Here is a 12,036-nt window from a genome sequence, read left to right on the forward strand (position 1 = left end):
ATCCCTCTCGGTTATGAGAGGGATTTTTTGCGTCCTACTGTACTTTCGACAGCAGGCTGTCTTCTTGGAACTTCTCTGGAGGCGTTTCAAAACCGACAGAGGTCTGTAAATCAAGTATTTCAAAAGTAACTTCAAAGCTTGACGCAGCATCATTTAGCGGGATAGTAAACGTTTCAGCACCACTAGAGGCAATAAACAGCTTCTCATCTGATGCCAGTTTAACTCCATCCTGGAAATAAGTGATTTGTGCTTTGAAGGCAACCTGTGATTGATCGGAAGCAGCAAAGGTGATTTTATCTTTTTGAATCGTTTTTAATTCAGGCCCTGTAAGAATTCTGTCACGGTCAGCCTTTATGCCTGTTTCTTTTTCAAGATAAGCAATCAGCTTTTTGTTCTCAAGCACATTAGGAAGCTCCTTGTTTTCATGCTGTGTCATTTGATAGAAGGGCTCATTACTTGATAGAACATCGCTTTTGCTCGTTTTTCTTCCTGAACCGTACAACAGCACATAGTCATCAGCCATAATTTCCTGCGGATACCACATATGATCTCCATCTGAATAATTCCAAAAAGCATCCCACCGTACAGGGGCATCTTCAAGACCTCTGAGTTTGCTCCACTCAGATAATGGAAAGTGATGGCTTTTTATATAGTGATAGGCAAAATGATGCCCGTATTCATGTGAGAGAGTATCTCTGTAGGAGGAGGCATCGGTTTGTTTGTCGCCATGATAGAGAGTAATCGTGTCTGTTAACGCGCTAAATCTTCCTTTTGCCGCTGAACCGTTTAAAGAACCACCTTGAATTCGCACTTCCTGGAGGAGAGAAATTTCTTTTCCGTGTTTATTTTGAATCAATTCTTTATATAGTTCTTTCAAATTTTCTTCATCCCATTTTTCGCTGTAGCTTACAAACATAATACCCTCCGGAGATTGATAGCTTGCATGATAGTCTGAATCATAAACAAGCGGGTCAAGGCTTAACAGAATAGGGATGGATAAGAGCAAAAGCACATACTTCATCATTGTGTTCACTCCTCTCTGACATGAGTGTATCACGTTCATTGCGGCCAGGGGATTTCCAATACTTGTATGTAAAGAAAACCATGATAAATTTCCCAGAAATCTTTATCTGTTTGATAAGAATCTGACACAGCATGTTTATACGGCATACATAATCATCCAGTAAAGTAAAAGTTGTGAATATGAGACATAAGAAGAAGGAGACGATGGAATGATGAAAAAATGGGCAGCCGGAGCGGGAATGGCTATCATGTTGCTTGGAGGGCCGCTGCTGCAGCCGACAGCAGCGGATGCTTCAGCAGTAAAAGTTGAAAATGTTGCACACAGGGGTGCGTCTGGCTATGCTCCTGAAAACACGATTGCAGCTTTTGACAAAGCGGTAGAAATGAAAGCCGACTATATTGAGATTGACGTGCAGCAGTCTAAAGACGGCGAACTGGTCATTATTCATGACACTACAGTAGACCGGACGACAGACGGAAGCGGTAAAGTGAAGGATCTTACATACGATGAGCTCAGCAGGCTTGATGCAGGCAGCTGGAAGGGCGAAGAATTTACCGGAGAAAAAATCCCCACCTTTGATGAAATTCTTGACCGCTACAGAGGCAAAACCGGCATCTTAATTGAGCTCAAAGCACCTGAGCTTTATCCGGGAATTGAAGAAAAAGTAGCTGAAGAGCTTCAAGAACGCAACATGGACAAGCCCCAAAATGAAAAGATCATTGTTCAGTCGTTTAACTTTGACTCGATGAAAAAGATGGATGCCTTGCTGCCTAAAGTACCAATCGGCGTGCTGACATCATCCATACTTCATACAACTGATACGGCTCTGAATGAATTCAGTACATATGCAGACTACTTTAACCCAAACTACGGCATCGTTTCGAAGGATTTAGTAGCAAATGTGCATGAAAAAGGCATGAAAATCCAGTCCTGGACCGTTCGCACACAGGAAACAGCCGATTTTCTGCTTGAGATGGGTGTAGACGGAATCATTACGGATTATCCTGACTATGTTGATCCAAGAAAGTAAGAAGATTAGCCGGCTCTCTAAAGAAAAGAGGCCGGTTTTTTGCTTTAGCAGAAAAAACAGCTGGAAGGGTGTGCAGATTATAAAAACTAATAAAACAATGTTCTAAATAATCAGTTTAAATTGACTCTAGCCAAGAGAGATGAAAACCATTAGTTTAAAGGCGTCAGCAAGTTGTAAAAAGCACCAGAAGAAACAATTCAATCATAAAAATGTTATGTAAACTGAGCTGGAATTAAAGAAGAGATACTTGGAATTAGCTCATTAAATAACGTGCATAATCAAGAGCTTAAATCCAACGAAAATATAACATCAGCTGAAAATATGCTTAAAACATATGTGAATTGCATTAATTGAAATATTGTAGTGATTTGCAGAAAAAATCTTATGAATTTAAAGAGAAATGTGTGCAGCAGATACAATGAGTCAAAGACGTTATTTTTTCTTTCTGTCTCATTCACTTAAGTTTACTTGTTATTTGAGACTGGAAATAACACTTTATATGTAGCTGTCTATAATTTATATTATGTAAACCGGACAATTGTTAATTAAAAAGAGGTCAGAATCACCTCTTTCTACATTTATATATTGTATTTTGTTCTCCAGTTCTTAATTGTTTGCGGTTTTACATGTAGGATGCTGCAGATTTCTTCTATTGATTTATTTTGTTCGTTAAGCTTTTTAAACAATTTTAGACGTTCGTTCACTGCTGTTTTTGTCATTTTAAGAGGCCGATCATTTAATTGTTCTAAAGGAATTTCATCTAATCTAAACTCGTTAAATTTCCTTGTTAAATATATGGTTTTATTCCTGTAAATCCATTCTCCGAACATTTGAATGGTTCTTGCACCAGTTAGAAAAAGTCTGCTGATATTTTCCTTATGAATCAAAAAGGGTTCAAAACCATTCTCTTCAAGTAAATCATTTAAACTAAAGATAAACTCTTTTGATCCGCTAACAAAGCTTATTTGTTTCTTTTCATGATTCACGTACCCATCTCCATCAAAATACCCTCTAATAAAATGACTTATGTACTCTTCTGGTACATAAGGGAATTTAACAGATCCGGACTTATTAGAAGTAAAACCGTGTAAATCAATCAGATCGGATTTCATTATTTTGCTGTTCAGATTTAATATAAACACCCCAGTTTTTTTGTTTTGTACAAGAGGCTGATCGGTATTCAGTTCTTTTTTAATCAGATTTAAAATATAGCTCTCCTTTTGAGAAATACTGATTTGCTGCAGCTTATCATGAATGCATCCGTCAGCAGCAAAAAAACCGAGCAAATATGCCATTGTTGGACTCCATTGCTTGAAGTAATGCTCATTAAAGACATACTTCCTCTTCCAGCTCCCCCTCGGACGCATTTCAACGTCATGTTTTGAAAGAATATTGCGTATGCTGCCTGCTGTAACACCTGCCAGTTCGGCGATTTCCGAGGTGCTCTTGCCATCTTTGTAAAGCCTGATCACTTCTTCGCTTTCAAGCAAACATTTCCTGTTTTTAGATGCTGACACGACATAACAGCCTCCAGTACAAATGGTTTTCGGTTCATTCTTATTATACCGAACATTTGTTCTTTGTGTCTATTTTTAGCATTTTTCTATGTAAACGACAGTTTTTTTATTATGGAAGTCGAACAAAACAGACGTGATTTGGATGCTGTCAAAAAATAATCAAATGAACCGCGATCAGCTTGAGTTAAGCAATTGGAGCAGATACGCCATTGTTGGACTCCCTTGTTTGAAATAATGCTCATTAAGATAAGAAATAGCATCAGGAAAATGCGGATTTACACCGATAAGGAAATTCCAAATTAAAAAGCCCAACTTCTCTACAATTCAAAACAGAGAAATTGAGCTTTTCATTACCTTCATTTATTTATCGAATTCATTAACTGGAAAAAGTATTCAGATTGATGAGTCTTATTTAGGTTATACCAAGACTGCAATGCATCTGGTGTTAATACATCTAATTTTGTCAGTACCTTCATTGCAAATTCCAGAGGAGCTATTCCTGATGCAGTAACTAAATTCTCATCAGATACCGCAGATCCCAATTCATAGAACTTTTCACCTTTATAGTTAGGACAAATCATTTTAGTATATTCCAAGTTATTACTTGTATGCTTTCTGGCATCTAAGTATCCCATGTTCGCAAGGCCCTCAACTGCACCGCAAATTGCAGCAACAATCGTTCCAAGCTTTAAAGCTACTCCAACTCTTTCCAAGATTGGCTGATGTATATCTTCACTCCAAGTAGTTCCTCCAGGCAAGATTAAAAGGTCATTACCCTCGAGTGTACATTCATCAAGGGAGATATCTGGTTTTATGCTCATTCCTCCCATTGTAGTAATCATTTCTTTATTAGCCCCTACTGTCATTATTTTTAAAGGTGCTGCATCTTTTTTGAAATATCTTCCTGAGTTTAATTCAGCGATTAAATAGCCATATTCCCAGTCCGACATGGTATTAAATACATAGAGAAAAGCTCTTTTTGTTTGCATTGAATAACACTCCAATCACAGTTGATAGTGCCAGTATAAAATAACTTCCCTGACAGGTAGCGTCAGGGAAGTTATTAAACTTGATGAAATTCGATTAATTCCGTCAGAACTTCAATCAGTCTTTCCTTAAGACTCCTTGGCTCTATAACTTGAATTGATTTATTGTACGGTAAAAGTAAATAAGGTACATATGTATGGAGCACATCTTTTTCAAGAAGAAAGACGGCTTGATTGGAAGTCCGTTCTTGTAAATAATGCTCTAAAAACCAATGTTGGCAAATATCAGCCAATACACTTTTTTCCCCGCTAATAACCAAGGAAATAATTTCTTCCTTACCTTCTATCGTTGGAAGAAGGCTTTTTGTGAAAAAGTCCCGTGCTGAAAAATTTTCTGGCCGGTTAAATTTATTTTCGGACTGCATTAGACTTTCCATTCGATCTACTCTAAAACTGCGGAGATCATTTCTAAGATGACAGAATCCAATCACATACCATTTAGTATTCCAATAAATCATTTTGTACGGATCAACCAATCGATCATTTAATTGCTTTTCGCCACTTTTACAATAAAGAAAAGTTACTGAGTACCCGTCAGCTACGGCCTGCTGCAGCTCTTTCAAAAAAGGTTCCATAGAGTGTGGACTTAATCGATTTATTACTTCTAGACTAGTTACATGCTGGTTTATCTTTGTTTCCTGCTCTTGATTTGAGTATTTCCTCAGTTTTGAAATGGCCCTATGTAGTGCCTCACCACCATAATATCCGGCTTCTTCTGCAAAAACACTAGCGTGAAAGAGTGATGTTTGTTCCTCAGAATCAAAAAAAAGAGGAGCCTCAATAAAGTTGTTCAATAAAGTGTACCCGCCGTTATGTCCCGGTTCTGAAATGACAGGTACACCACTTGTTGAAATTGTGTCAATATAACGATACACAGTCCTTATATTCATCTCTAACTTTTCTGAAATTTCTTTTGCAGTCACTTTTTTACCTGAGCGAAGCATCCATAGAATGGCTAACATATTGTCAGTTTTAGGCATGTGATTCCACCTCTATATGAAATTTTTTTCAATTACCGGTTCTTTTTTTGTAACGAACATTTGTTCTCACGCCCTATTTTTAGCACTTTTCTATCTAAACACAAGAAAAAAGCCCCTTCCAGGAGCTCTTTATCTCTTATCCCAAACCTCTTTCAGCATATCCCTGAAAAGTTCATTCAATTGGGGAGTTGGATCCTTCTTTACTGTTCTCCATTGCTCTGCAGCATGCTTCAGCCGGTTTATTTCTGCATCAAGGAACGAATTGATCACATCTATTCTAGGTTCTTTATCAAGTTCGTCTCCTTTTATTTTTCTTGCAAGCAGGATAAGAATCTCCTGCTTAAGCGGACTTTCAGGCAGCAATTCAAGTAGAGTCTGGAATTCCATCGGCGGAAATTCATTCTTTTCTTCAATCCATTTGGCTGCAAGCACCGGGCGAAGCACATAGAAGTACTTTTTGATTTTAACGGTGCTTCCCTGCAGATAGTCTCTGTAATTCCCGCTTGCCATGTTCAAATAATGATACATCGCAGACTGCGGGGTAAAAACGCTGTCCTGGATCTCAGCCATGCGCTCAAGGGCTGAATAAGATTGATAATAGACAATCGGTGACTTCATCCATTCCATGAGCGGCGGATTGGATTTCCTGAATAGCTTCAGCGCTTTTGTCAGATCCCAGCCAGACACATCAAGAAGATTATTGATAGGTCTTTCAATCACATCACGGTTTGAACCGCCTCCGACCGGATCAATGCTTAAATAATGCTCGGGCTTGTGTATGTAAAGAAACCGTACGTCATAATCACTGTCCTTTGAAGGGAATCCCCATGCCCTGCTGCCTGATTCACAGGCATAGAGGATTTTAACATCATTTGTTTCCTCTATATCAAGTAAAACCTCAAGAATTTGTTCTCTCATTGCTGTTTCTCCTTATGTGTTTGTTAATAGTATACACCTTAAAAGGAAAGAGATGGAAACAAAAAAAGCCGCAGCAGCAGCTTTTTACACTGTTTATTTTAAAGTTGCAAGCAATTCATCGAGGCACTCAAATTGAGACGACATCCCTTCAACAACGCCCATTTCAGCAACTTTCTTAAGCTCTTCCTCTGTAGCGAATTCTGACACAGCAATTAATTTTGTGAGATCGCCGTGATCTTCAAAAAGCATTGTGATGACCATTTCCGGCATTTGCTCTGAAACGGCGCCTGTTTCATCTGAAAATGCATCCACATAGACAATCTTCTCAGGGACCGAGATTTCTTTGTAGGTTGCAATTCCCCATGATTCCATACCGTAAAAGTCACCCTGCTCTTTGTCTTCGCAGCGCATGCAGTAGTGCCATACTCCGCCCGGCTCAAATTCAAACCGTTTGTTTGCAGTGCCCCACCCTTTAGGCCCCCACCAGGCTGCAAGCAGATCAGGTTCAGCGTATGCTCGGAAAACAAGTTCTCTTGGAGCTTGAAACATTCTTTCAATAATCAGTTCTTTTCCCTCGACTCTTGAGACAACTGAAGCCGCACTCTTATTTACTGACATGGAAATTCCTCCTTTTTGTTGCATACCTTACTCACATTCGAGCTGCATAAACGAATTCCTGCACAAATATTCATGTGCAAAATAAAAAACCCTCCATGATCAGAGAGTTTTTTAAAGTATGAATCAGCTTTCTTTTACTTGAACGGCCTTCTGGGCAATCACGTTCTCTTCTTTCAGTTTGAACAGCGGCATGATCAGCATCGTGCCAAGCAGGAACAAAACGCCGGATACGGTATATACGCCTGAGAGACTGAGCGGAGTCTTCAGGAGGCCCGACAGCGACATGCCTGCAACCATCATCCCCATGAAGAGCGGGTTGAGCACTCCGTTCACGCGTCCAACAAATGCTTCATCTGTATTTTTCAAAATCAGCGTATTGATGCCGATGTGAATGCACGGGAAGAAAAATCCGTTAAGCAGCTGAAGGCCGATTGTCAGCGGGAAGCTTGTGGACCAGCCGATGCTGATGGTGAAAATCATACTTGAGAAAATACCTAAAGCAAGCAGCTTTTGAGGTGAAATTTTCTTTGAAAAGGCAATGACAATTCCCCCGCCGGCAAGCATCCCGATTCCATTGGCCATAATGAGCCACTGCAGGTAGTCTTTCGTCAGACCGAGATTTTCAATTGTGATAAAAATCATCAGCGGTGAAATCAATCCGACAGCAAGACCGCAAACCGCAAAAACTCCGCCCATTGTCGTCAGAACTTTTTTGCCGATGACATAACGGAATCCGTCTGCAAGTTCCTTTTTAAAGCTTGTTTCGTCCTCCGTTTTGACCTTTTCGAGATCGCGGGGCAAAAACGTCAGGACAGCAGCTGACAACAGAAACATGACGCCCATGACAATAATCGATGTGTAAATGCCGTATGACTGGTACACAATGGTGCCTATGACAGGGCCGATTACCATGAAAACAGCCATCAATGACTGGAAAATAGCCATCGCAGACTGCAGCTGGTCTTCAGGAACGTGCTGCTTCAGCAGTCTCATCGCTGAAGGCATCGAAAACTGTGACAGGATGGCGGAAACGAGCGTGGCAAAGAAAATGGCATGCCATGATCCGTATATAAGAGTCAATAAAACAACAAAGATAGATACAGCGGACAGCACGTCACACCAGACCATCGTCAGTTTCGGTTTCCATCTGTCAGCAAACGTTCCGCCTATGATGGAAAAAATAAAGATTGGTGCAAACTCGGCAATGGAAATAAGCGACACATAGACAGGATCGTTATTCGTAAGCTCTGTTACATACAGTAAAATGGCAAAGTTTCGAATCCAGATTCCAAGCTGCAGCAGGAAATTTGAGCCCATGATTGCAAGAACGATCCGGTTTTTAAATAAATTTCCTGAAGGGGTGCCTTTTGCCGGCATTGCTTCAGTCAAACTGTTTTCCATACTTATCATGCCTTTCAAGCTTAATGTAAGTCTTTTACATGATTTCCGTTTCTGCAGAAGCTAAGACAAGTGACGTCAAACTTATTCGCGCTTTAGTCTTAATCTCCCTTCAGATTTTATAAAGAATAATCACAATGAAGATTATATACGAAACTCATGATGTTTAGATACTAAATTTTTCAAAATAAAAAAAGGGACAAAGCCCTTATTTTACCTTTTTTACAAGTCCATGCCACACGCTGTGAACATCGGTGCATATCGCAGCGGCATCCTGCTGGATCCATCCGTTCACGTCTCTCAGGCGTCTTTCATTTTCTGAGACCGGCACAATCCCTTTACCGATTTCAAGCATAATGATGATGGTTTCTTGTTTCCGTTGGAGCAGTTCATTTAATAGTCCGCTGTATTGTGTTCTTACTGCCTTTAAATCTGTCAAATCCTCTGTCCCAATCCATTGTTCAAACCCTTCAAGAACAAGAGGACCATCATCGGCCTCTTTCCAATCAAGAAAAGAATCCCCGCTGTAAGCTGTAATCCACGCTGCATGGGGCCATTTGCTTTTCACATAAGCTCTTTTCCCGCTGCAGGCTCCTCCGATAATGAGATGCACGTCCATCCCTCCTCCCTTTCTTCCGCCCTTAATGCGACAGCTTTTCCAAATGGTGCTGAGATGTGCCAGAATTCAGGCGTGTTCAGAAAAGACGAGACAATCTGTCTGATCACTCCTCCGTGTGTGACGATTGCTGCTGCATCCGGTTTTCCTGCAAGAAATTCTTTTAGAAAAGACGACACCCGATCCTGAAATGAAACGCCTGTTTCTCCGCCTGGAGGGCCGGTGCTTTCCCAGTTGTCGAGCCATGAGGAATACATGCTGCAGTGTTTCAAGTCTTCATACGTCCTCCCTTCCCATTCTCCGAAATGAAGTTCTCTTAGGCGTGCATCATATGTAACCGGCTGATGGGGAAAAAGAAAGGCTGCTGTCTCCCGGCACCTGAGGAGGTCGCTTGAATACACGTTTGCAGTGCTGTATTCATGAAGAAATGTTTTTAATTGAATATACTCCTCCAGAGAACCGCTGCTCACCGGGAGGTCGCTGTGTCCTAAATACCTTCTCTCTGCATTCCACTGCGTCAAACCATGCCGAATAAGAAAAAGCTGAACAGTACGCCCAGATTCCAAATCTCTGCCCCCTCAATAGAGGCACCGGCAGTGTCTCCGTTTATTCCTTGAAACTGCTTTTCTGACCACCGGCCGAAAAGAAAACAAAAAAGAATCTGCAGCAGAAACATCATGCAGAATATCCAATTGAAAACCATAAATGGCAGGAGCCAGCATGCGGCAATGATCAGTTCTTTCATGGAGAGATGCTGTTTCCAAAAAGAAGCCATTCCGCCAGTCTGAAAAGCTTTAAACCCATACAGATGCATTAATACCTGAAGTCGTGACAGCATGGGAATGACAATCAGATAGATTCCAAAATGGTCAATGAGGAGCAAATTGTGCACAAAAATCCATTTCCAGCCCAATAAAAAAATCACGGCCAGAACGGCAAAACTGCCTGCACGTGAATCTTTTAAAATCTCTCTCTTCTTCTCAACATCTCCATTTGATCCCGCTGCGTCTGCAACGTCCATAACGCCGTCAAGATGAAGGCCGCCTGATAAGTAAACCCAGACACTGATCAGCAAAAGTGACAGCATGGACGCAGGCAGGATATCGTTCAGCAGCTGAAAAAGCACAAACATGCAGGCTCCTATGACTAGCCCCGAACCAGGAAAAAAACGCAGAGCCCACTTTAGTGTTTTTTCATCCATGCCGCACTCGATCCTGAGGGGAATTCTTGTCAGAAACTGCAGAGCAAGAATTCCCCCATAAAAAACTTGTTTCATTGATTATTTCCTCCCCAGACCCCTTCAGGGTAATGACCATCTTTCTTCCAGACAACAGGCAGGCCGCATACGGCTTCATAAACATTATCCGCTGCATGGACGGCTAGTTTATGAACCGACTCAAGACATTGAATATAGTGGTCTGCAACTCTGTTTTTTAAAGGGATTCCTTCGTTTACATCATTTGATACTAAAAACAGATGAAGATTTTTTCGCTTAGAGATGCTCAGCAGGTTTTTGAAACAGGCAGTTGTCTCAGCGGTAGACAACTGCTCTGAAAACATGCCATTGCTTGTCCAGACCGTCAGGCAGTCAATCAATACAACTGCAGAATCGGGAAGTCTTTCGGCTGCCGCGTCTATGTACAGCGGCTCCTCGATTGTTACCCACCTGTTTCCTCTGTCCAGCTGATGAATGGAAATGCGTTCAGGCATTTCGCTTTTCCTTGCAGTGGCTATATAAAATGGCTTCATGTCCCCTGCGGCGTCCGCTGCCATTTGTTCGGCCAGCCTGCTTTTTCCTGAGCGAGCACCTCCTGAAATAAATGTCAGCATGACGCATTTCTCCATTTTCTTAACGCTTTAAGCAAAACCATGTTTTCCTCTCTCGTCCGGACAGCCAGCCTTATAGCGCTGCCTTCAATCAGCGGGAAATTAACGGTGTGCCGCACAAGTATTCCTTCTCCTGCTAGAAAAAGCAGAAGCTGTTCGTGATTCTGAAGGAGCGGATCACGCAGCAAATAGAAATTGACAGTTGTATCAGACACTTGGAACTTCATTTTCAGGAGTTCATTTCTTACGTACTGCCATTCTTCCGCGAGCCATTCTTTAGCTGCAATCAGGAAGTCCTTTGTATCCGGCAGCGCATGTATGACCGAAAGAGCCATAGCATTGACGCTCCAGGGGACTGAAAGGGACTCGAGCTTTCGTATGATTTGCTCGTGAGCAAGCACATAACCGAGCCTGATGCCAGGAACGGCAAAGATTTTGGTCAGTGACCTCAAGAGGATGAGGTTTGGAAATGCTCCCAGTAAATGAGCAAGGCTGGAGCCCGAAAAATGAACAAAAGCTTCATCAACGACTATATATTGACCCGCTTGTTTTGCTGTTTCAAGCAATCTGACAATCTTATCTTCAGGAAGCATTTCTCCTGTGGGATTATTAGGACGGCATAGAAATAATAAGTCGGTATCCTGTATGAAAGCTTCAGATTCTATTAGATCCTCATAGCTGAAGTGTTTTATGTGAAGCTGATGGATCCGGCATGCCCGCTCATACTCGCTGAAGGCCGGCTGAAAGATGCCGGCCCTCTTCCCTTTAAACATATGGGCAACTAAGAAAATAGCTTCTGCCCCGCCGTTTGCAAGCCAAATATTTTCCGTCTTTACGTCTTCAATAGAAGCAAGAATTCCCCGTTCCTCTATATAAGCAGGGTCAGGATATACTGAGCTTTTTTTAAGAAGGCTTTTCTGCATGGATTGCAGGACGGTGTCAGGGATGCCAAGCGGATTTAGATTGGCGCTGAAATCAAGCAAATCGCTGCCTTCGTCAATTCCTTTCATTGTCAGCAGATTCTGAATGGCAGTTGAATTCCCCCCATGCTGAGGCCACATA

At 41.5% G+C, this 12,036-nt stretch carries 13 protein-coding genes; 1 reads left to right on the forward strand and 12 read right to left on the reverse strand.

All coding sequences use genetic code 11. The annotated features are described in order from the left end of the window. Window positions 1–34: 34 nt before the first annotated feature. Window positions 35–1,024, reverse strand: a complete 990-nt coding sequence (locus ACK1LH_RS10130; protein ID WP_411335020.1) for a hypothetical protein — start codon at window positions 1,022–1,024, stop codon at window positions 35–37. Between the two features lie 208 nt (window positions 1,025–1,232). Between ACK1LH_RS10130 and ACK1LH_RS10135 the strand changes: the two genes are divergently transcribed. Next, complete coding sequence (locus tag ACK1LH_RS10135; RefSeq protein ID WP_029565684.1) at window positions 1,233–2,054, forward strand: glycerophosphodiester phosphodiesterase; 822 nt, start codon at window positions 1,233–1,235, stop codon at window positions 2,052–2,054. A 578-nt stretch (window positions 2,055–2,632) separates the two neighbouring features. Here the strand turns inward: ACK1LH_RS10135 and ACK1LH_RS10140 are convergent. The 11 genes from ACK1LH_RS10140 to ACK1LH_RS10190 all read right to left on the reverse strand — a co-directional run bounded on the left by ACK1LH_RS10140 (window position 2,633) and on the right by ACK1LH_RS10190 (window position 12,035). Then, a complete protein-coding gene (locus ACK1LH_RS10140) occupies window positions 2,633–3,571 on the reverse strand; it encodes an LAGLIDADG family homing endonuclease (RefSeq protein WP_411335021.1) in 939 nt (312 codons plus the stop codon). 356 nt (window positions 3,572–3,927) lie between these two features. Further along, the gene (locus ACK1LH_RS10145) at window positions 3,928–4,560 is read right to left on the reverse strand and encodes a type 1 glutamine amidotransferase family protein (RefSeq protein WP_029281061.1); all 633 of its coding nucleotides are present in this window, start codon (window positions 4,558–4,560) and stop codon (window positions 3,928–3,930) included. 74 nt (window positions 4,561–4,634) lie between these two features. After that, window positions 4,635–5,597 carry a helix-turn-helix transcriptional regulator gene (locus ACK1LH_RS10150; protein WP_411335022.1) on the reverse strand — a complete coding sequence of 321 codons (963 nt, stop codon included), beginning with the start codon at window positions 5,595–5,597 and terminating at the stop codon, window positions 4,635–4,637. Between the two features lie 129 nt (window positions 5,598–5,726). After that, window positions 5,727–6,515 (reverse strand): nucleotidyltransferase domain-containing protein, encoded by a 789-nt coding sequence (locus tag ACK1LH_RS10155; RefSeq protein WP_411335023.1) that lies wholly within the window; start codon window positions 6,513–6,515, stop codon window positions 5,727–5,729. Between the two features lie 93 nt (window positions 6,516–6,608). After that, window positions 6,609–7,133 carry an SRPBCC domain-containing protein gene (locus tag ACK1LH_RS10160; RefSeq protein WP_411335024.1) on the reverse strand — a complete coding sequence of 175 codons (525 nt, stop codon included), beginning with the start codon at window positions 7,131–7,133 and terminating at the stop codon, window positions 6,609–6,611. A 123-nt stretch (window positions 7,134–7,256) separates the two neighbouring features. Then, window positions 7,257–8,534, reverse strand: a complete 1,278-nt coding sequence (locus tag ACK1LH_RS10165) for an MFS transporter (protein WP_411335026.1) — start codon at window positions 8,532–8,534, stop codon at window positions 7,257–7,259. A 205-nt stretch (window positions 8,535–8,739) separates the two neighbouring features. Beyond that, a complete protein-coding gene (locus tag ACK1LH_RS10170) occupies window positions 8,740–9,144 on the reverse strand; it encodes a bifunctional adenosylcobinamide kinase/adenosylcobinamide-phosphate guanylyltransferase (RefSeq protein WP_029281054.1) in 405 nt (134 codons plus the stop codon). Beyond that, the gene (locus ACK1LH_RS10175) at window positions 9,096–9,713 is read right to left on the reverse strand and encodes a histidine phosphatase family protein (protein WP_411335028.1); all 618 of its coding nucleotides are present in this window, start codon (window positions 9,711–9,713) and stop codon (window positions 9,096–9,098) included. Before ACK1LH_RS10175 ends, ACK1LH_RS10170 begins: the two co-directional genes overlap by 49 nt. After that, a complete protein-coding gene (gene cobS / locus ACK1LH_RS10180) occupies window positions 9,665–10,423 on the reverse strand; it encodes an adenosylcobinamide-GDP ribazoletransferase (protein ID WP_411335029.1) in 759 nt (252 codons plus the stop codon). Before cobS ends, ACK1LH_RS10175 begins: the two co-directional genes overlap by 49 nt. Next, the gene (locus ACK1LH_RS10185) at window positions 10,420–10,977 is read right to left on the reverse strand and encodes a bifunctional adenosylcobinamide kinase/adenosylcobinamide-phosphate guanylyltransferase (protein ID WP_411335030.1); all 558 of its coding nucleotides are present in this window, start codon (window positions 10,975–10,977) and stop codon (window positions 10,420–10,422) included. Before ACK1LH_RS10185 ends, cobS begins: the two co-directional genes overlap by 4 nt. After that, on the reverse strand, window positions 10,971–12,035 hold the full coding sequence (locus tag ACK1LH_RS10190; RefSeq protein ID WP_029281046.1) for a threonine-phosphate decarboxylase: 1,065 nt from the start codon (window positions 12,033–12,035) through the stop codon (window positions 10,971–10,973). Before ACK1LH_RS10190 ends, ACK1LH_RS10185 begins: the two co-directional genes overlap by 7 nt. Between the last annotated feature and the right edge of the window lies 1 nt (window position 12,036).

Origin of the sequence: Metabacillus indicus (assembly GCF_046603695.1) — a bacterium.
GTDB lineage: Bacteria > Bacillota > Bacilli > Bacillales > Bacillaceae > Bacillus_P > Bacillus_P indicus.